Below are 19,077 nucleotides of genomic sequence, written 5' to 3' on the forward strand. Positions count from 1 at the left end.
CGTCCTGCGGCACACCGTCCCCGCCGCAGCGACGTCTGGTGCGTGGTGAGCGCCAGCCGGTGAAGCGCGGAGCCTTCAGGCAGCGTGCGGACAGCTGTTTGGTCCGGCGGATCACACTACCCAGCGGAAGATCATCGGCACTACCCGTATGAGCCCTTCCGCTTGGGGCCTTCGCCCCGTCCGCGACCTCGACGGACAGACCCTGTTGTCACCGGAAGAAGGCTCCCGCACAAGCGACCCGCTTCAGCCGGCATCCGGCAGAGCCAGCCACTCCTTCCACGACAGATCCCGGCCGATGAACCGCGGCCGCTCGAAGGGCCACGCCTCCCCGATCCAGCGAGGCACGAACGCGTCGAGCTCCCGCTCCAGTTCAGTCCCGACGACGTCGTCCACCACCCACCACGAGACCTCGGCATCGGCGCCCGCCTTCTCCGGCGGATCGATGTAGACACACCCGTACTCGGTGGTGCCCGCCGCGTCGAACAGCACGTAATTGAACGACTCATGAGCAGCGATCTCAGCCGCGTGCCGCTCAAGATCCGCCTTGTTCGCCTCATAGGTGATGGTCTCCGCAGGCCACCCCCAGGCCTCCCCGAAGATGCTCCACAACCGTTCCCGCGACCCCATCACAGCGGGATAGTCGATCGGAGCGTCAGCTCCGCTGATCGGCCGGAGGTACTGCCCGCCGGGCAACTCGACACGTAGGGGATGGACGAAGTCCGAGGGCAGCCAGGTCATGGCGGAAGCGTACGGGCGAACGACTTGTCGCGCACCGGGTTAAGACGCTGCTGGCCAATCCCCTCTGCCGGGGCACCAGTTGCGCAAGCGTGAACACTTTCGGAAAGTGTTCACGCTTGCGCGGAGGGTACGCCTGGATCCCGTGTCACCGGCCGGATTCGCCAACAGGAACCGTCCGTGGACGTGACCTCTGCCGCGTGAGCCGCAGCCGCCCGGCCACTCTCATGGTGAGTGCGAGAGCCACAAGCACGGCACTCACCCACAACGGTGAGCGATATCCGAGCCCTGCGCCGATCACGACCCCACCGACCCACGGGCCCACCGCGGCGCCGACATTGAACGCCGCCGTGGCGAAGCCGCCCGCCAGGGTCGGGGCGTCGGCCGCCGCGTACAGGGCCTGGGAGATCAGCGTGGATCCGACGGCGAACGAGAGCGCGCCCCGAACGAAGGCGAGCGCGACCGCGGCCACCGGATCCCCCGCCGTCGGGGCGAAGACGCCCCATCCGACCAGGAGCGCCGACCCACCGACCACGAGGAGCGGTGCGGGCCGGGCATCAGCGATCCGTCCCCCGACGCACTCCCCCACAAACGACCCCAGCCCGAACAGCGCCAACACAACGGGCACCCATGCGGCCCCGAGCCCGGTGACCGAGGTGACCACCGGCGCGAGATAGGTGAACGTGCAGAAGGTCTCCCCGTTCACCAACGCACCCAGGAGCAGGGCCAGTTGAAGCCGCGGCCCTCGCAACGCCCACGGCACGGTCCCCGATCCGGCGGCGCAGGCGAGTCACGAGATCGACGTGGTGGTACGCGGCGCCGTGGGGCAGGACAACGGAGTCCTTCTCTCGCTCGGTGAGGCCAAGTGGGATCAGGTCATGGGCGCCGGACACCTCGACCGCTTGCGTCACGTCGAGTCCCTGCTCGCGGGGCGTGGGGTCGACACGTCAGCCGTGAGGCTCATCTGTTACAGCGGTGCGGGATTCACGGATGACCTGCGAGCCGCCGAGACCAAGGGGACGTGATCCTGGTGCATCTGCGGCGCTTGTACGGAGGGAAGTAGTAACCGACGTTGCATCTGTAGGACAGAAACCATCCTATACCCGCCCTACGGTGCCTCTCATGGACATTCTCGACGGCCTGGAGATCAAGGTTTTCGATGGCGCGGAACAGTTGGACGCCTGGCTCAGTGCTCATGCCGGTTCTGAGCGCGGGATCTGGCTGAAGATCGCCAAGAAGGGCTCCGGCCGGACCACCGTCACCGTGGCGGAGGCCCTCGACGTGGCCCTCTGCCATGGGTGGATCGATGGTCAGCGCAGGCGCTGCGACGAGACGTACTTTCTGCAGAAGTACACCCCGCGCCGGGCGCGCAGCGAGTGGTCCAAGGTGAACGTGCGCAAGGTCGAGGCCCTCACGAGGGCCGGGCGTATGCGGCCCCGTGGGCTCGCGGAGGTGACGGCGGCCAAGGCGGACGGGCGTTGGGCGGCTGCGTACGAGTCGCAGCGGAGCGCCACGGTTCCGGACGATCTCGCCGCCGCGCTGGAACGTGATCCCCCTGCGAAGGAGGCCTTCGCGCGGCTCGGCAGGACCGGGCAGTATTTGGTCATGCTGGGGCTGATGAAGGCGAGGACTCCGGAGGTCAGGGCCGCTCGGCTGGAGAAGGCGATCGCCGAGCTGGGGGGACCCCCGTCCCAGGCCGGCAGCCCCAGTCCCACGTCCCAGGCGGCCGGACCTAGTCCAGCCCCTCCTCCGCGTACTTGATGAGCCGCGAGAAGTCGATCGCTCCAGGATCCCCGTGCAGGTTCTCGGGGACATGCATATGCCCGCACACCCCGTTGAAGTCGTTCCACTCCGCACCGCTCATCCGCTGTCCCTCGTCGTTTCCGTACGACTTCGGGTAGGCGGGCCACGCCTTCGGGCCGGACAGCGGTACGTCGTGCTCGCTGTGCATCCAGGCCAGGAAGCGGGCGACTCCGCGCAGGGCCCAGTCGGGTGCCTTCGGCCAGTAGATGTGGGACTGGCCTGCCTCTTCCCACTTGGCGTGGGTGCTCGGGTCGCAGGTGCCGACCAGTTCGATCTGGCAGACGTTGAGCGCGTTCGTCTCCACGCCGCCCGACTCGTTGACCAGGGCACGGGACGAGGTCTCGATGTCGAAGTGCTGGTACCAGCGCAGCTTCTCGGCGGCCAGGTCCGGCACCGCCGTGAGGTTCGGGGCCGAGGCCCCGCCGCCGTAGTCCGGCAGGGTGCGGCCCTCCGTGGTGTGCAGGACGACGGCGTTGACCTCCATCGCGTCGCCGCCGTACTCGTCCTGGTACCAATGCGTCCGGCTCGCACCGGGGTAGCGCTGCGGTCCCGTCTTCGTGCTCAACTGCGGCTCCTGGAACTGGACTTCCCTGACTCCCCATGCCGGGTCGCCAGGAAGGTTCATCGTGCGTCAACAGCCGTACTGGGTACGGCTGTTGCACATTACGCACACGAAATGGTCGCAGGAGTTCCGCCCGCCCCGGAGAGGCGGGACGTGACAGAACGTGCAGAGAGACCGACCCCGCAGGATCAGGCGGCGTTCTTGATCGCCGAGATGTCGAAGTTCAGCTTGATCTTGTCGGAGATGAGGACGCCGCCCGTCTCCAGCGCCGCGTTCCACGTGAGGCCCCACTCCGAGCGCAGGATCTCCGCCTTGCCCTCGAAGCCGACGCGCTCGTTGCCGAAGGGGTCCTTCGCGGCGCCGTTGAACTCCAGGTCGATGGAGAGCTGCTTGGTGGTGCCGAGGATGGAGAGGTCGCCGGTGATGCGGTAGTCGTCGCCACCGAGGGACTCCGCCTTGGTGGAACGGAACGTCATCGTCGGGAACTCGTCCGTCTTGAAGAAGTCGGCGCTCTTGAGGTGGCCGTCACGGTCGGCGTTGCCGGTCTCGATGCTGTCCATCTTGACGTCGATGGTCGCGGTCGAGCGGGACGGGTCGCTGCCGTCCAGGTGCAGGCTGCCGGAGAAGTCGTTGAAGCTGCCCTTGACGTTGGTGACCATGGCGTGCCGGGCGACAAAGCCGATGGTGGTGTGCGACGCGTCGATGGTGTAGTCGCCGGTGAGGGCGGACAGATCGGCGGCGGGGGCAGCGGCGGTGGCGGTGTCGCTGGTGTTCTTGCTGCTGAAGAGGCCCATGACTGGCTCCTTGGGGGACGAGCCTCGGCTCTGCACCGAGGCTGGTTCAACGTTCAACGAAGTCCACCATAGAACTATTCCGGGTCTCATGCGGATATTCGTACGGGGTCGTTCTTACGGGTCGTGCTCACGAGGCACACCGAAACCGTCGGCGGAGCCCGGCAGAACCGGCCGGGTCCAGGCTCGCCTGCGCCATACCCCGTCCCCCTTCCGCTCATCGGCCGATCGATCCTGGTCACGAGTCTAGGGAGAGGCCATGTGACGCGCGTACGCTGATGCGGCATGGGGGAGCTACGGGCGGATTGGCGGTTGAGGCTGCGGCGCGGGGATGCGAACGGGCCGGTGTGCGGTGCGGGTGTGCTGATCGCCCCGGACACCGCGATGACGTGTGCGCACGTGGTGCGCGACCCGGGCGACGTGATGTGGGTGGAATTCGCCGAGAGCCGGGAGATCGAACCGGTGGCGGCACGTGTCGCCGAGGGCGGCTGGCTGCCCGGTCCCGACGGCCGGGGCGAGGACATCGCGTTACTCCGGCTGGAGAGCCCGCGCCCGCAGGCGCGCCCCGCCACGCTGGAGTCCCGGATGTGGGCCGGTCTCCAGGTGTACGCCACGGGGTACGCGAAGGGATTCGAGGACGGGATGTCCCTGCACGGCACGATCGGCGGCGTGAGCGGCGAGTGGGTGCAGGTGGACGCCGTCCACCGCAGGGGGGTCGTCCGCCGGGGCTTCAGCGGCGCCGCCGTGTGCACCAGGCCGGACGAGCGGATCTCGGCCCGGGTGATCGGGCTGATCGTCAGCTGGCGTGGCGATATGGGAATGCCGCTGCCCGACGACAACCGGCTGGCCTTCTCGTATCTGATCCCCGTCGAGCGCATCGCCGAACTGTCGTCCACGGTCAAGGAGTTGATCGGTCCGGATGCCTGGGACCACGGCTTCGAGGACCGGCTGCTCACCTGGTTCGAGGACCCCGGCGAGGATCCGGTGAAGATCACCGTCGTACCTCCGGACAGCGGCAAGGACCGCTCGCTGCAGTTCTTGCTGAACCGGGCCGGGCTGCGCTACCAGGGCGGTCGCTCCAGCAGACCCGGACTGGCAGACCATGCCATGGGTTACGTCGCGCACACGCCCGGACGGCAGTACCTGGCGTACTGGGACTGGCTGCTCGGCACCAGGCACCGGTCGGACCCGCCGACCCTGCGCGATCCCCGTCACCCCGTCACGGTCGCCGTCGACGGCCTGGACCAGGAGCCCGACCCCCGGCCGTTGATAGAACTCCTGGACAGGTTGCGCAGGGTGGGCTTCAGGCTGCTGATCGTCTTCCGTACCGAGGGCGGCACCGGCTGGACGGCGGCCCGCGACATACTGCTGACGCCGGCACTCGAGGACCACGCAGACCTGCTGCTCACCCGTCTGAACACCTTCGAGGTCAACCGCGCGGTCAAGGAGGGCGTGGTCAGCAGCGGCTCGCTGGGCTCGGAGTCCTTGGTGGCCGATCTGCGCCGCGCCGAACGTCGCGCGATCGACGGCATCAGCGATCCGCAGGAGCGGCTGAAGCGGCTGCGCAAGCTGATCAAGAGCCTGCGTGCGGACATCCGCGCCTATGTGCCCGCGGACCTCCGCTCCCACGGAGGGCCGGCATGACCTCCTGCCTGCACCGCCGCTTCACCGGCGCCCCGTGCGGCGGCGCCGTCCTGCCCACGGGTTACTGCGCCGAGTGCGGTCGCGCCGAGAAGAACGACCCGGGCCTGCCCCAACTCCCCGAGACAACCTTGGAGTTCGGCCCCCGGGAGCTGCTGGCCCTGCCCGAACACGAGCCGCGGGCACCCGAGGAGCGCCTGATCAGCGGCGAGGCCCCGCTGCGTATCCGGATGACCTGCTCCTCGGCGGACTGCGGCATCACCTTCGCCCCGCCCTTCACCGAGGGCCCGGTGCCGATAGAGGGCTACTGCCCGGCCTGCGGTGAGCGCTACTCGTACCGGCCCGAACTGACTCGAGGCGCTGTGCTGGGCGACAAGTACGAGATCATCGGGCCCATCGCGCACGGCGGCCAGGGCTGGGTCTATCTCGCCCGCGACACCAACCTCCGCGACATCGTCGCCGTCAAGGGCCTGCTCAACCGGTACGAGCAGGACGGCGCCAAGCACGCGGACGTGGAGCGCCGCAATCTCGTCGCCATCCGCCACCCCCGCATCGTCCAGATCCGCGACTTCGTCAGCCACCGCGACAAGTCCGGCAAGGTCACCGGCGGCTACATCGTCATGGACGACGTAGGCGACCGCACCCTCCAAGCGGTCATGGAGGAGACCCGGCGAGGGGAGTACGTGCTCGACATCGAGGATGTCGCTGCGTACGGCTGTCAGATCCTCGAAGCCCTCGGTGATCTGCACGCCGGGGGCGAGAAGCAGTTCGTGTACGGGGACATGAAGCCGTCGAACGTCGTGCACCACAAGGACGGCGTCAAGGTCATCGACCTCGGAGGGATGCGCGAGCAGGGCCAGAGCGAGCCGCCCGCCCACGTCACCCCCGGCTACATGGCGCCCGAGTCGGAGAACACCGCCACCCTCACCGTCGCCCACGATCTGCACACCGTCGGCGTCACCCTGCGCGAACTGGCCACTTATGCCGTCGGCGACGACGTACCGGGGCTCGGCACCGCCTCCTTCCACTGGGTCGTCGAGCGCACCACCCGTAAGGATCCCGGCCGCCGCTTTGCCGACGCCCAGGAGATGGCCGGCCAACTGCGCGGCGCACTGCGGGAGATCCGCGCCCTGCGCGGCAAGACCGACCCGCCCGAGCCCTCCGCGTACTTCCGGCCCTCCGCCCAACTGCTCGGCGCGCGGCTCGGCACTGTGCCCGGGATCGACCACTGGCGGTTCCGTCCGCGCCGCGACCGGCACAGCCCGCCCACCGCGCCCGCCCTGGACCTCGGCGCGCCCACGCCCACCGAGATCGCCCGGTATCTGCCGGTGCCGCGGCGCTATCCGGGCGATCCGCAGACCAGCCAGTTCGAGATAAGCAGTGGCTACGACCCCGGCAAACTTCTGAGCCAGGACACCGAGCGACCCACCTCGGTGGAGATCTGCTTGCACAACGTACGGGTCCTCCTGGGCCGGTACCGCAGGGACGACCTGGAGCGAGCGCAGGAGGAGCTCGACACCGCCGACTCCATCCCCGGACCCCGGGCCGTACGTGACTGGCGGCTCCAGTGGTACCGCGGCCTGATCGCGCTGCGCCGCGCCGACCTCCACAACGATCCGCGCCAAGTCGCCGAGGCCCAGGAGCACTTCACCCAGGTCCGCTTCGACCTGCCCGGCGAGTACGCGCCGAAACTGGCGCTCGCCTACTGCCTGGAAATGCTCAGCGAGGCCGCGCGAGCCGGAGCCGGAGTGGGCGGGGGCGGGGAGCCGACCGCCCGGCAGCTGTACGAATCGGTGCTCGCCCGAAACCGCTCGCACGGCGGCGCCGCCCTGGGCCTGGCCAGGATTGCGCTGCGCACCGGTGACCGCGCGGCCGCCCTGGACGTGCTCGGCCGGGTCCCCGTCGGCTCGCTCGACCACACCGTGGCCGCCATCGCCGCCCTGCGCGTCCGGGCCGCACGGCTGCCCGCCGGGTCACGTCCGCTGCCCGCCCCCGCCGACGTGGACGCCGGCCTCGACGAGCTGCGGCGCGCCGGCGAGCAGGCACCGGGCGCCTCCGAGCTGCGGCTCTCCGAGGACGAGGCCTTGCGGCTGCGTACCGAGCTGTACGAGTGGAAGCTCGACGCGCTGTACGCACGCGGCGACCGCCTCGGGCCGCGCCGCCCGCTGCCGGCCGCGGAGCGCGACGTACGCGAACAACTCGAACAGCACTACCGGCAGTTGGCCGTACGCCACCAGGACTCGGCCGCCGCACACGAGCACTTGGTCGACCTGTCCCACGCGATACGACCGCAGACCCTCGTCTGACCCCGGCCCGACCCCGCACAGGCACAGCGACAGCCACACCGAAGCACACACGAGCGCACCAAGCCGAAGGAGCGCTGGAGGATTCATGAGCAGCCCCACCCGGCCGCCACATCTGGACATTCGGCTCTCCGTCGATCACGAACGCGATCTGCCGCCGCACCGCGGCGCACAGCTCGAAGCCCACTTGCGAGTCGAGATCGCCGACACCGGCGTCCCCGCCGAACTCCCGGCCGTCGAACTGGCCGTGATCATCGCCCTCGACGTCGCCGAGCCGCGCCGCCACACCGTGCGGCACGCCCTGCCAGCGGCACTGCGCGCCCTGCCGGACGGCATCTCCTACGCCGTACTCGGCTCCGGCCCCGAGCCGGAACTGTGCTACCCGGTCGGCGGCGAGGAGTGGGCCATAGCCGACACGCACGACAAGCGCCGCGCCGCCTTCGCGGCCCAAGCCCTCGCCCTGCACCGGGACGGCTCGCGCCCGGCCGGGTACGCCGTTTGGATGGCCCGGGTACGGGCCCTGCTCGCCGCCCGCCCCTTGTCCGTACGTCATCTGCTGTTGATCACCGACGGCAGCAGCGGCCCCGGCGAAACCCGCCTGGAGGAGGAACTCGACGCCTGCGCCGGGCAGTTCACCTGCGATGTGCTGGCCATCGGCACGGACTGGGAGCCCGAACCGCTCCTGACCATCGCCGAACGCCTGCACGGCACCGCCGAGTTCGTGGAGGAACGGCTCGGCAACGCGATCACGGGGGCGATCCGGCGGCTGCGCCGGGTGCACAGCCCCGAGCTGCCCATCGAGGTGTCGGCCCGGCTCGCCGTCCGCCAGGTCGCCCTCGGTGAGAAGGCGCCACGGCCGCACCGGCTCGGCGGTCTGTTCGAGCCGGGAGAGCCGGGACGCCCGCACCGCTGGCAGTTCCCGACGTACCAGTGGGAGTCCGGTGTCCGCGACTACCTGCTCACCCTGGCCGTCGACGCCGAGGGCGACCCGCTGGAGACCGACCTTCAGTTCGCCGTGGTCAGCATCGGCGATCAGTCCGTGCCCGTGATAGCCCGCTGGCATCGCGCCGACGAGCGAAAGCCCTGCGTCGTGGACCCGGCAGGAGGCGCAAGCGTCCGCAGCATGCAAGACGTCACTGCCATGCACCTCGCTCTGCGCACCGGCCTTCGCGCCCTCGATCCGCTGCAACGCGAGATCGCCGAGCGGCACTTGGGCGAGGCCGCGCGCATTGCCACGCGGCTCGGCGTCGAGCATGTGCTGGAGAACATACGTGTGTTCGCGGACCTCATCGACGCCGAGGCGGGCCGGGTCCGGCTGCACGCCACGGTGAACACCGAAACGCTCGGCCAGAAGATCCTGTGGGCCGGATCGCGGCCCGGCGGACCGCTGATCCAGGCCCCGGCCAGGACGGGCAGCGGCCCGCGCTGCAGGGACTGTCAGCACCGCGCGGGCCGTGAGGCCCGCTACTGCATCAAGTGCGGAGGGCAACTGCTGTGAGCGACCAGGCGACGAAGCGTCCCGCCGCACCGGCCGGCGCCCGCCCTCGCACAGGAACGGGGCCGTCAGCCGCGTACCGCAGACGACTCAGCCGCTACCGGACCCGCAGGCTCCTGGAGTTCCACCTCCTGGCGATGGCCCTCGCAGCGGTCGTCGCGGTCAGCGCGCTCCTCGTCTCGTACCGCGAGGTGGTGCTGAGCGCAGACGGCCTGCGGTCACAGGCGGCCCCCGCCGTGCAGGACGTGGCCGCGACCCGGCTCGCGCTGCTGCGCGCCGACTGGGAGGCCAACTGGGTTCGGGAGAAGCTCAACGGGGTGCCGGGAGCGGAGGAAAGCTATCAGTCGCAGCTCTCGGCGGCAGACCAGAGCCTGTCCCGGCTCGCCGAGAGGACCAGTGACGATCTCGGCACGATCAACGGCCTGCTCGACTCGTACGGCACCTCCATCACGAACGGCGCCCTCTTCTATTACGACGACACGCCCATACAGGACCAGAAGTTCAGCGAGGCGGGCTCGCTGCTCAACCGCTCAGAGGTGGGCCTGCTGCCGCGCCTGGACAAGCTGCAGAACCGGCAGATGGATCGCGCGGAGGGGCTCGCCACGATGGGAGCACTCGGATACACCGGCTGGGTCGTCGCCGAACTCGCCCTGCTTGTCCTCGTTGTGACGCTGCTGTCCGCGCTGTGGGTACTGCGCGACCGCTGCGGCCGTGACTACAACCCATGGCTGCTCAGCGCCCTCGTACTCACCGTCGCCCTCACCGTGGTCCCACTCCTCGCCACAACCGTCACCCAGCGGCACCTGGACAACGCCCGAGACAAGCTCACCGCGATCACAACCATCGCGAAGCAGACCAAGCCCGAAACGAACGTGGACAACACCGACGCGCGCGCGAAGCTCGACCGCGACCAGAACGACGTCTCCAAAAAGTCTCAGGAAGTACGCAAGGAACTCAGCGCACGCGAGTGGCAGAACTCGGTGTACTACGGCGCGCTGGGCGGCGGCATCCTGGTCGTCCTCCTGCCCGCCACCGGCATCGGACGCAGGCTCAACGCCGACTACTGGAGGGCCCGTTGACCAGGCTCCGCACCGTACTCCTCGTCTGCGCCCTGCTCTTCACAGCATCGGGTTGCGAACTTGCCGTGCCGGGCCAGGCGGAAAGCGAGGAGAAGGTCACCATCCTCGGCACGTGGACCGGCTCCCAGGAAGTGGAGTTCAGGAAGCAACTGGAGGACATCGGCATCCCGTACGAGTACCAGGGCACAGCCGCGCAACGTGAGGTGCTGCTCTCCCAGGTGCAGGCGGGCGAGCCCCCGGACATCGTGATCATGCCCGGACTCGGTGAACTCGCCGATTACGCCAACCAGAGGCGCCTCACGGTGCTGACAAGCGACGTCTACAACAAAAGCGAGTACGGCCCGCCCTGGCAGCCCTCCGGCAAAGGCGCGGAAGAGGTGTACTGGGTGCCGCTGAGGGCCGACCTGAAGAGCATCGTCTGGCACGGGAAGGACACCGAACCGCCCAAATCACCCGCGCCGCCGACCAGTTGGTGCATGGGCATGGGCGACGACGGTCCCTCGGGCTGGCCCGGCAGCGACTGGATCGAGGACCTGGTGCTACAGCGCTCCGGACCCAAGGTGTACGAGCAGTGGGTGCGAGGCAAACTGAAATGGACTTCGAAGCCGGTCATGGAGGCCTGGTATGCCTGGGGCGACCTGCTCACCCAAGGCGACAAGGGGTTGGCAAGGCGGGCCCTGATCGCCGACCATCGGGGTCCCGATCGCAGTAATGGACTCCTGTTCAGCCAGGAGGGATGCACGCTGGAGCACCAGGGCTCCTTCGCGCCCTTCTTCTACAAAGGCAGGGCTGAGGAGGCCACCTTCACGGACTCGGCCGACCTGTTGCCCCGCGGCCCTTACGACGTGCAGGCCCACGAGGTGACCGGAGACTTCGCCGCCCTCTTCAGCGGCAGCACTCAGGCCAAGGAACTGCTGAGCGAGCTCGCTTCCAAAGAGCACCAGCAAACCTGGGCCGACGACGCCGGAGTATTCTCCGCCAACAACAAGGTCCGCCCCAGGAAGGGTGATGTCGCGCGCGCGATCACCAAACGGCTCACCTCCCCAGAAACCCCTCGCTGCCTGGACGCCTCGGACGTGATGCCCCCCGCGGTACGCGACGCGTTCCACGAGGCGACTCTGCTGACCCTCACCCGCTACAGCCAGGGCAAGGGGCCGGAGAGTATCAAGGGCATCCTGGACGACGTCCAGCTGGTGCAGAAGCATCAACCCGAGAACCGGTTCGCCCGCACCGACGTGTGCAGCACGCCACAGTAGCCCCCTTTGTAGAACCCCGACAAGCCAGACCGCCCCTGAGCTGGTGGTTGACCCGCATGCCTCCCGGGTTCTGTTCAGGGGTACCAGGAAAACGACTCGGAGACTGTGAGGAGTCGACGGCCCGCTTTCGTAGGTGGACTTCGTAAGGTCGCTACATGACCGTTTTGGACGATGCCGGATCCTCCGCCCCAGAAGCCGCAGGAGAACCCACCGACGCCCGCGGGCGCGTGGCCGAACTGCACGCGATCCGTGCGGAGGCCCTGCGCGGACCCAGCGACAAGGCGACCGAGGCACAGCACGCCAAGGGCAAGCTGACCTCCCGGGAGCGCATCGAGCTCCTGCTGGACGAGGGCTCGTTCAACGAGGTCGAGCAGCTGCGTCGGCACCGGGCCACGGGCTTCGGCCTGGAGGCCAAGAAGCCCTACACGGACGGTGTGATCACCGGCTGGGGCACGGTCGAGGGACGTACGGTCTTCGTGTACGCCCATGACTTCCGGATCTTCGGCGGTGCGCTGGGCGAGGCCCACGCCACGAAGATCCACAAGATCATGGACATGGCCATCGCCGCCGGGGCGCCCCTCGTGTCGCTGAACGACGGCGCGGGAGCCCGTATTCAGGAAGGTGTCAGCGCTCTCGCCGGCTACGGCGGCATCTTCCAGCGCAACACCAAGGCGTCCGGCGTCATCCCGCAGATCAGCGTGATGCTCGGTCCGTGCGCGGGCGGCGCCGCCTACAGCCCGGCGCTCACGGACTTCGTGTTCATGGTCCGCGACACCTCGCAGATGTTCATCACCGGGCCGGACGTCGTCAAGGCGGTCACCGGCGAGGAGATCACTCAGAACGGCCTCGGCGGCGCGGACGTGCACGCCGAGACCTCCGGTGTCGCGCACTTCGCGTACGACGACGAGGAGACCTGCCTCGCCGAAGTCCGCTACCTCCTGTCGATGCTGCCGTCCAACAACCGCGAGAACCCGCCCCACGCGGACTCCGAGGACCCCGCCGACCGCCGCTCCGAGGTCCTGTTGGACCTGGTGCCCGCGGACGGCAACCGGCCGTACGACATGACCAAGGTCATCGAGGAACTCGTCGACGACGGCGACTACCTGGAGGTCCACGAGCGCTGGGCCCGCAACATCATCTGCGCCCTGGCCCGCTTCAACGGCCAGGTGGTCGGCATCGTCGCCAACCAACCGCAGTCCCTGGCCGGTGTCCTGGACATCGAGGCCAGCGAGAAGGCCGCGCGCTTTGTGCAGATGTGCGACGCGTTCAACATCCCGATCGTCACTCTTCTGGACGTCCCCGGCTTTCTGCCCGGGGTCGACCAGGAGCACGGTGGGATCATCCGCCACGGAGCGAAGCTGCTGTACGCGTACTGCAACGCGACCGTGCCCCGGATCTCGCTGATCCTCCGTAAGGCGTACGGAGGCGCCTACATCGTGATGGACAGCCAGTCCATCGGTGCCGACCTCACATACGCCTGGCCGACCAACGAGATCGCAGTGATGGGAGCCGAAGGTGCCGCCAATGTGATCTTCCGCCGGCAGATCGCCGAGGCCGCCGACCCCGAGGCCATGCGAGCCCGCATGGTCAAGGAGTACAAGGCCGAGCTGATGCACCCGTACTACGCGGCCGAGCGCGGTCTGGTGGACGACGTGATCGACCCCACCGAGACCCGCGAAGTGCTGATCCGCTCGCTGGCGATGCTCCGCACGAAGCACGCCGATCTGCCGTCCCGCAAGCACGGCAACCCGCCGCAGTAACGCCGCGGTCCCCCTGCGGAAACCTCACTCACGGAGACTTACGCCCATGAGCACCCCTGACATTCGCGTCGAGAAGGGCCACGCCGAGCCCGAGGAAGTCGCCGCCATCACGGCCATCCTCCTGGCCCGCGCCGCCGCCGCTCCCACGACCACGGCTCACCGCGGCCGCACCAAGGCCGGCTGGCGCCGCCTTGAGCGCGAGCCGGGCTTCCGAGCCCCGCACAGCTGGCGCTGAGACCCGCGGCCCCGAAGGAGGCCGCAGGCCTCTCAGGGGCGCGGGGCTGTATCAATATGCGGCTCTGCCGCGTGGGCGCGACCAGCCACATACGGCCTGCGGGCGGCCAACTACCCGTAGGGGCAGCCCGGTAGCCGCGCTAAAGCGAAAAAAAGGGGGCGCCCTCTCCAAACGGAGAGGGCGCCCCCTTCGTGCACCGCGCGGCCAGCGCTAGCGCAAGCGCGCCATCAGTGCGTGCTCAACCAGAGTGATGAGGGTCGACTTCGCATCGGCCCGATGCCGCGCGTCCGTCGTGATGATCGGGGTGTCCGGGCCGATCTGCAGGGCCTCGCGGACCTCGTCCGGGTTGTACGGCTGGTTGCCGTCGAAGCCGTTGAGGGCGATGACGAACGGCAGTCCGCTGTTCTCGAAGTAGTCGACGGCCGGGAAGCAGTCGGCGAGACGCCGGGTGTCGACCAGGACGACCGCGCCGATGGCGCCGCGTACCAGGTCGTCCCACATGAACCAGAAGCGGTCCTGGCCGGGCGTACCGAACAGGTACAGGATCAGGTCCTGGTCCAGGGTGATACGGCCGAAGTCCATGGCGACGGTGGTCGTCGTCTTGTCTCCGGTGTGGGTGAGGTCGTCGATGCCCGCGGACGCGGACGTCATGACGGCCTCGGTACGCAGCGGGTTGATCTCCGAGACGGCCCCGACGAACGTGGTCTTGCCCACGCCGAAGCCACCCGCCACCACGATCTTCGCCGAGGTGGTTGAGCGGGAAGGACCGCCGCTAGAGCTTGCGAAGTCCACTGAGCACCCTTTCGAGCAGTGTCACGTCTGGCTGGCCGCCGGCGTTCTCGTCGCCGCCGGGCTGATGGATGGCGACCAGGCCCGCCTCCGCCAAGTCGGCGACGAGAATCCTGGCCACGCCGAGAGGGATGGTGAGCAGGGCCGAGACCTCGGCCACCGACTTGATCTCCCGGCAGAGGTTGCAGATCCGCTGATGCTCGGGCAGCTGGCCCTGCATCTGGTGCGGCTGCGCGGTGGTGTGCACCAGCGCCTCGATGGCGAGCTGGTACCGCGGCCTGGTGCGGCCGCCCGTCATGGCGTACGGGCGCACCAGAGGGTTTGACGCCCCGCCGGCAGGGGACGGCTCAGGGGAGCGGCGATGCGGCTGCACGGGCTGGATGCGCGGGGCCGACGGCTGGTCGTACGGCGAGGGACCAGGGCCCTGGGGGCTCTGGGGCGCGTACGGCTGGCGCTGCCGGTGGCTCGGGCCGGAGGGGAAGTTGTACCGGTTCGGGTTCTGCGAACCGGCACCCTGGTCCTGGCCCTGGCCAGGGCCGTAAGACCAGTTGCCCGAAGACGAACCGCCTGGGGGTGTTGCCACTTTCTCCTCCTCCGACTGTGCCGGGCACCCATCACTCTGGATAGCCGTGTCCGAAACCTTACGGCCACGGGACGCCAAAATGTATCGCTTGTCTGCTAGTTGAGAAGGCTGCCCTGGAGCTCAGCACGCAGATCAGGCGTCAGAACCGTACCGGCACGGTCCACCAGAAGGGCCATCTCGTACCCAACGAGACCGATGTCCGCTTCCGGATGTGCAAGGACCGCGAGCGAAGAACCATCGGAAATGGACATGATGAAGAGGAATCCTCGCTCCATCTCCACAACCGTCTGGTTCACACTGCCACCCTCGAAGATGCGGGACGCGCCCGCGGTCAGCGAGGTAAGACCCGACGCGACGGCCGCCAGCTGGTCGGCGCGGTCGCGCGGAAAGCCTTCGGACATCGCCAGAAGGAGTCCGTCGGCGGAGACCACCACCGTGTGAGACACCCCGGGGGTGTTGTCCACGAAGTTGGTGATCAACCAGTTCAGGTTCTGCGCCGCCTGGCTCATCGGGCTCACACTAACGCTCCTGGTTGTAGGTGCTGTCAGGACCGAAGCCCTGGCCGTTCGTTTCACTACCTGCGTTACGTCCCCGCTGGACGCCCCGGCGCAGGTTGCTCAGCCTGCCCCGGACATCCTCGGGGGCGCGGGAGACCTGGGGGCCGCCCTGGTGCGTGGATTCGGCGGTGCCCTCGACCAGGTTGGCCTTGGGTACCCGCCGCGGCAGGCCGGAGGAGGTGACCCCGCCCGCCTTGGGCTTCTTCAGCTGTTCGGCGCGCTGCCACCGCTGGTCGTTGGCCGACCGCCAGTCGCCGCTGCCGTTGCTGCCGTTGCCGTTGCCGTTGCTGTCCGAGGTGGCCGGCGCTTCCTGGCTCACGGGCTGCCGACTGCTCGCGCCGTTTGCGGGGGCACCGCGGCGCGGAAGCCCGGCGTCGGTCAGCTCGTGCGCGGCGGAGGGGGCCGGTCCCGGACGATCGAAGCCTACGCGGTCCTGCTCGGCCACGTCAGCGGCCTGCGCGGATTCCGTTTCCGGAGCGTACTCGGATCGATACCCGTTCCCGTATTCGTCCTGCTGAGGCCAGTCGTCCTGGTAGGACTGACCTTCGAACGCCGAGAACCTGTCCTGCGGGGATCCGTGGGCCTGCGGCTGCTCCTCCTGGACCGGCTCCGCATAGGAGGGTTCCGGGTAGCCGCCGTTCGACGGGTTCGACGGGAAGTACGTCTCGTCGTACGTCGGCCGCTGCTGCTCCTCGTACGCCGTCTGCTGGTCGTACGCGGGCTGCTCGCTGTAGGCGGACGGTGCGCCGTCGTATGCGGGCCTGCCGTCGTCGTAGGCGGGCTGCTCGGTTTCGTAGCCGGACTGGTTGCTGTCGTAGCCGGACCTGCCGTCGTCGTATCCGGGCTGCTGCCGGTCGTAGTCCTCGCGGAAGGACCCGGCCTCGAGCTCCGGCTGCTGCGACTGGGCCTCCAGGGCCGCTCGGCGCTCCTCACGCATCAGTGAACGGCCGACGGGGTCCAGCTCGCGTATGTCGTCCGGGACGTTGTCATAGCGGCTGTCGTCGAAGCCCAGCTCGGCGGCCGTGCGCAGGGGCGGACCCTGGAAGTTCTCGCCCGGGAAGGACTGCTGCTCCGGGATGATCTGCGAGACGGTGAACTCGTCGCCCTGGAGGTTCTGATCGCCACCGCCACCATGGGTGATCGCGTCGGGCAGCATGACGAGCGAGGTCGTACCGGCCTGCTCGCCGGAGGGGCGCAGCTGGACCCGGATGCCGTGCCGGTCGGACAGCCGGCCGACCACGAACAGGCCCATGCGCTGCGAGATCGCGGCGTCCACGGTCGGCGGGTTGGCCAGCTTGTGGTTGATGTCCGCGAAGTCCTCGGCGGTGAGGCCGATGCCCTTGTCGTGGATCTCGATCATCACGCGGCCGTCGGGGAGACGGGTCGCGGTGACGCGGACCTTGGTCTGCGGGGAGGAGAACGTGGTGGCGTTCTCCAGGAGCTCGGCGAGCAGGTGCACGAGGTCGGTCACGGCGCGGCCGTGGATCTCGGCCTCCGGGACGCCGGAGAGCTCGATGCGCTCGTACTGCTCCACCTCGGAGGAGGCCGCGCGCAGCACGTCGACCAGCGGGACCGGCTGGTCCCAGCGACGGCCGGGCTCCTCGCCGGCGAGGACCAGGAGGTTCTCGCCGTTGCGGCGCATACGGGTCGCCAGGTGGTCCAGCTTGAAGAGGTTCTCCAGCTGGTCCGGGTCGGCCTCGTTGTTCTCCAGGTCGGTGATCAGGGTCAGCTGGCCCTCGATCAGCGACTGGTTGCGGCGCGAGAGATTGGTGAAGATCGCGTTGATGTTGCCCCGCAGCAGGGCCTGCTCGGCGGCGAGCCGGACCGCCTCGCGGTGCACCTGGTCGAAGGCGCGGGCGACCTCGCCGATCTCGTCCGTGGAGGTGATCGGGATGGGTGCGACCCGGGTGTCGACCCGGCCGGGGTCGGTGCGCGAGAGCTGGTCGACCAGCATCGGCAGGCGCTGCTCGGCGACGCCGAAGGCCGCGTTGCGCAGCTGGCGCATCGAGCGGCTCATCTGGCGGGCCATGAGCGAGGCGATGATGAACGCGGCGAGCAGGGCGATGATGACGATCGCACCGTTGATGATGGCGTCGCGCTGGGCGTCGGAGGCGATCTGGTCCGCGTCGGCGACGGCCCTGTCGATGAGGTCGGCCTCGATCTGGTCGTAGCCGTCGAACTTGGCGGTGGCCGCGCCCATCCAGGTCGCCGGGGTGATGCCTTGCGTGACCAGTTCGTCGGGGCGCCCGGCGGCGACTCCCTGGACCATCTTGTCCAGCGCGGGCGGGGCCACGAACTCGCGGCCCGCGGCCTCGGCCTGGCGCTTGGCCTCGGCGACCTGCTGCTTGCCCTCCTCGGTCTTCTGCGCCATGACCGCACGGAGCTTCTCGGCGTCCTGCGCCGTACCGCCGGAGATGTACTCCTGGACGGCGATGCCCTCCAGGTAGGCGTAGGAGGTGAACGCGACACGCTGCCGGTTGTACGTGGCCTCGTCCTCGCTGGGCCTGACGAGCAGATGCATACCGATCGAGCGCTGCAGCGAGGCGGCGCCCTTGGCCAGCGCGACGGCGTACACGGTGCGGCCGTAGCTGGTGATGTTGCCGGTGCCGAGACCCAGCTCGTTCGTGAACTCGAGCAGATAGTGCTCGATGTCGACGTAGTCCTCTTCGGTCTTCACCGGTTCCTGCGACGTCTTGTACGCGTTCTTGCGCAGGTCCGCGAGTTTCGGCTCGGCCCCCTCCACGAGGCGGAGGCGGCGCTCCAGGCCGTATCCGGAGGGCATGCCCTCGACGGACTTGTGGAAGGCTTCGGCCTTCTCGTCGGTGGTGGCGCGGACGTCTTCGACGACCTTCTCGTCCTTGGCGGACGGGTTCTCCTTGAGGCGTGGCTCCGCGGAGAGGTCGCGCTCGTTCAGCAGGGCCGCGGCGTACTCCGAGGCGGAGGCCACGATCTGCGCGATCTTCTCGGCGTCCTGAGCTTCGTTCCAGGTGTCGATCGAGCTCTTGACGTTGAAGCCGCCCATGACGAGGCCTACCAGCACGGGTATGAGCAGGATGGCATTCAGTCTGGTCGGTACGCGCCAGTTACGCGGAGACAGCCGGCTGCCGCTGGACGCGGGTGGGGCCGTCGGCTCCGCCTTCCGGGGCGCGGGTGCGGGTGCCGCTCCTCGCGGCGGCGGGGTGAAGTTGCCCCGCGCCGACGGCTCGGGACCGTTCTTGCTTCGCCTCACTCGACCAACAACCTCTCGGCGTCGGCACCAACGTTGTGCCGCGTGTGTCTTCCCAGCCCTGGGCTACCGGGCAGTTCAGGCATTCCAGCACGTCAGGCTGTGCTCGTCCAAACACTCGGAACCGAGGATTCCGGGCTGCGTAAGCCCCAGATAAAACGGTCATAAAGAGCGAGCCCCGCCAAAAGGCGGGGCCGATATGAGCACAGCGGCACCATGCGACCGCGACGCGTGTCGATGCCACGCAATTTCTCTGTCGAAA

16 protein-coding genes and 1 pseudogene are annotated in these 19,077 nt (G+C 68.8%); 9 read left to right on the forward strand and 8 right to left on the reverse strand.

The annotated features are described in order from the left end of the window. Positions 1-243: 243 nt before the first annotated feature. Together ACFYO0_RS32630 and ACFYO0_RS32635 are read right to left on the reverse strand one after the other, a co-directional pair. A complete protein-coding gene (locus ACFYO0_RS32630; protein WP_388683338.1) occupies positions 244-738 on the reverse strand; it encodes an N-acetyltransferase in 495 nt (164 codons plus the stop codon). Positions 739-883: 145 nt separating this feature from the next. Continuing rightward, positions 884-1,489, reverse strand: a pseudogene (locus ACFYO0_RS32635) (MFS transporter); the annotation flags it as partial. Positions 1,490-1,538: 49 nt separating this feature from the next. Here ACFYO0_RS32635 and ACFYO0_RS32640 point away from each other — a divergent pair. Both ACFYO0_RS32640 and ACFYO0_RS32645 read left to right on the forward strand, forming a co-directional pair. Beyond that, positions 1,539-1,760 (forward strand): hypothetical protein, encoded by a 222-nt coding sequence (locus ACFYO0_RS32640; protein WP_388683341.1) that lies wholly within the window; start codon positions 1,539-1,541, stop codon positions 1,758-1,760. Between the two features lie 97 nt (positions 1,761-1,857). Next, on the forward strand, positions 1,858-2,496 hold the full coding sequence (locus tag ACFYO0_RS32645; protein ID WP_388683343.1) for a YdeI family protein: 639 nt from the start codon (positions 1,858-1,860) through the stop codon (positions 2,494-2,496). Here ACFYO0_RS32645 and ACFYO0_RS32650 read toward each other — a convergent pair. Further along, positions 2,468-3,103, reverse strand: coding sequence for a hypothetical protein (locus tag ACFYO0_RS32650; RefSeq protein WP_388683346.1), 636 nt, complete (start codon positions 3,101-3,103; stop codon positions 2,468-2,470). The two genes, ACFYO0_RS32645 and ACFYO0_RS32650, sit on opposite strands and share 29 nt — an antisense overlap. Positions 3,104-3,288: 185 nt before the next feature. Next, positions 3,289-3,894, reverse strand: coding sequence for a YceI family protein (locus ACFYO0_RS32655; RefSeq protein ID WP_386356746.1), 606 nt, complete (start codon positions 3,892-3,894; stop codon positions 3,289-3,291). A 282-nt stretch (positions 3,895-4,176) separates the two neighbouring features. Here ACFYO0_RS32655 and ACFYO0_RS32660 point away from each other — a divergent pair, with 282 nt between their 5' ends. From ACFYO0_RS32660 to ACFYO0_RS32690, 7 genes are all read left to right on the forward strand, one after another. Further along, the gene (locus tag ACFYO0_RS32660) at positions 4,177-5,535 is read left to right on the forward strand and encodes a serine protease (protein WP_388683348.1); all 1,359 of its coding nucleotides are present in this window, start codon (positions 4,177-4,179) and stop codon (positions 5,533-5,535) included. After that, a complete protein-coding gene (locus tag ACFYO0_RS32665) occupies positions 5,532-7,838 on the forward strand; it encodes a tetratricopeptide repeat protein (RefSeq protein ID WP_388683351.1) in 2,307 nt (768 codons plus the stop codon). The genes ACFYO0_RS32660 and ACFYO0_RS32665 overlap by 4 nt, the downstream gene beginning before the upstream one ends. 85 nt (positions 7,839-7,923) lie before the next feature. Next, positions 7,924-9,333: a hypothetical protein gene (locus tag ACFYO0_RS32670; protein WP_388683353.1), complete on the forward strand. Its 1,410-nt coding sequence runs from the start codon at positions 7,924-7,926 to the stop codon at positions 9,331-9,333. Next, positions 9,330-10,409, forward strand: a complete 1,080-nt coding sequence (locus ACFYO0_RS32675; protein ID WP_388683355.1) for a hypothetical protein — start codon at positions 9,330-9,332, stop codon at positions 10,407-10,409. The genes ACFYO0_RS32670 and ACFYO0_RS32675 overlap by 4 nt, the downstream gene beginning before the upstream one ends. Beyond that, the gene (locus tag ACFYO0_RS32680) at positions 10,406-11,665 is read left to right on the forward strand and encodes an ABC transporter substrate-binding protein (RefSeq protein WP_388683358.1); all 1,260 of its coding nucleotides are present in this window, start codon (positions 10,406-10,408) and stop codon (positions 11,663-11,665) included. Before ACFYO0_RS32675 ends, ACFYO0_RS32680 begins: the two co-directional genes overlap by 4 nt. 155 nt (positions 11,666-11,820) lie before the next feature. After that, positions 11,821-13,425 carry an acyl-CoA carboxylase subunit beta gene (locus ACFYO0_RS32685; protein WP_388683360.1) on the forward strand — a complete coding sequence of 535 codons (1,605 nt, stop codon included), beginning with the start codon at positions 11,821-11,823 and terminating at the stop codon, positions 13,423-13,425. 46 nt (positions 13,426-13,471) lie between these two features. Continuing rightward, complete coding sequence (locus ACFYO0_RS32690) at positions 13,472-13,660, forward strand: acyl-CoA carboxylase subunit epsilon (protein ID WP_344392590.1); 189 nt, start codon at positions 13,472-13,474, stop codon at positions 13,658-13,660. 210 nt (positions 13,661-13,870) lie between these two features. On the opposite strand, the gene ACFYO0_RS32695 is transcribed toward ACFYO0_RS32690, so the two are convergent. The 4 genes from ACFYO0_RS32695 to ACFYO0_RS32710 form a co-directional block, all read right to left on the reverse strand. Next, positions 13,871-14,452 carry an ATP/GTP-binding protein gene (locus ACFYO0_RS32695; protein ID WP_031224757.1) on the reverse strand — a complete coding sequence of 194 codons (582 nt, stop codon included), beginning with the start codon at positions 14,450-14,452 and terminating at the stop codon, positions 13,871-13,873. Next, complete coding sequence (locus ACFYO0_RS32700) at positions 14,433-15,032, reverse strand: DUF742 domain-containing protein (protein WP_388683363.1); 600 nt, start codon at positions 15,030-15,032, stop codon at positions 14,433-14,435. Before ACFYO0_RS32700 ends, ACFYO0_RS32695 begins: the two co-directional genes overlap by 20 nt. 95 nt (positions 15,033-15,127) lie before the next feature. Beyond that, entirely contained in the window at positions 15,128-15,541 is a 414-nt protein-coding gene (locus ACFYO0_RS32705) for a roadblock/LC7 domain-containing protein (RefSeq protein ID WP_033321188.1), read from the reverse strand. Positions 15,542-15,551: 10 nt separating this feature from the next. Further along, positions 15,552-18,818 carry a nitrate- and nitrite sensing domain-containing protein gene (locus ACFYO0_RS32710; RefSeq protein WP_388683365.1) on the reverse strand — a complete coding sequence of 1,089 codons (3,267 nt, stop codon included), beginning with the start codon at positions 18,816-18,818 and terminating at the stop codon, positions 15,552-15,554. Between the last annotated feature and the right edge of the window lie 259 nt (positions 18,819-19,077).

The sequence above is a fragment of the Streptomyces sp. NPDC006365 genome (assembly GCF_042870755.1).
In the GTDB taxonomy this organism is placed as follows: domain Bacteria; phylum Actinomycetota; class Actinomycetes; order Streptomycetales; family Streptomycetaceae; genus Streptomyces; species Streptomyces xiangluensis.

Bases quoted from the DNA above. Each gene is read 5' to 3' on its own strand.
- ACFYO0_RS32630 (WP_388683338.1), bottom strand. From the start codon at position 738: ATGACCTGGCTGCCCTCGGACTTCGTCCATCCCCTACGTGTCGAGTTG.
- ACFYO0_RS32645 (WP_388683343.1), top strand. From the start codon at position 1,858: ATGGACATTCTCGACGGCCTGGAGATCAAGGTTTTCGATGGCGCGGAA.
- ACFYO0_RS32655 (WP_386356746.1), bottom strand. From the start codon at position 3,894: ATGGGCCTCTTCAGCAGCAAGAACACCAGCGACACCGCCACCGCCGCT.
- ACFYO0_RS32660 (WP_388683348.1), top strand. From the start codon at position 4,177: ATGGGGGAGCTACGGGCGGATTGGCGGTTGAGGCTGCGGCGCGGGGAT.
- ACFYO0_RS32665 (WP_388683351.1), top strand. From the start codon at position 5,532: ATGACCTCCTGCCTGCACCGCCGCTTCACCGGCGCCCCGTGCGGCGGC.
- ACFYO0_RS32670 (WP_388683353.1), top strand. From the start codon at position 7,924: ATGAGCAGCCCCACCCGGCCGCCACATCTGGACATTCGGCTCTCCGTC.
- ACFYO0_RS32685 (WP_388683360.1), top strand. From the start codon at position 11,821: ATGACCGTTTTGGACGATGCCGGATCCTCCGCCCCAGAAGCCGCAGGA.
- ACFYO0_RS32690 (WP_344392590.1), top strand. From the start codon at position 13,472: ATGAGCACCCCTGACATTCGCGTCGAGAAGGGCCACGCCGAGCCCGAG.
- ACFYO0_RS32705 (WP_033321188.1), bottom strand. From the start codon at position 15,541: ATGAGCCAGGCGGCGCAGAACCTGAACTGGTTGATCACCAACTTCGTG.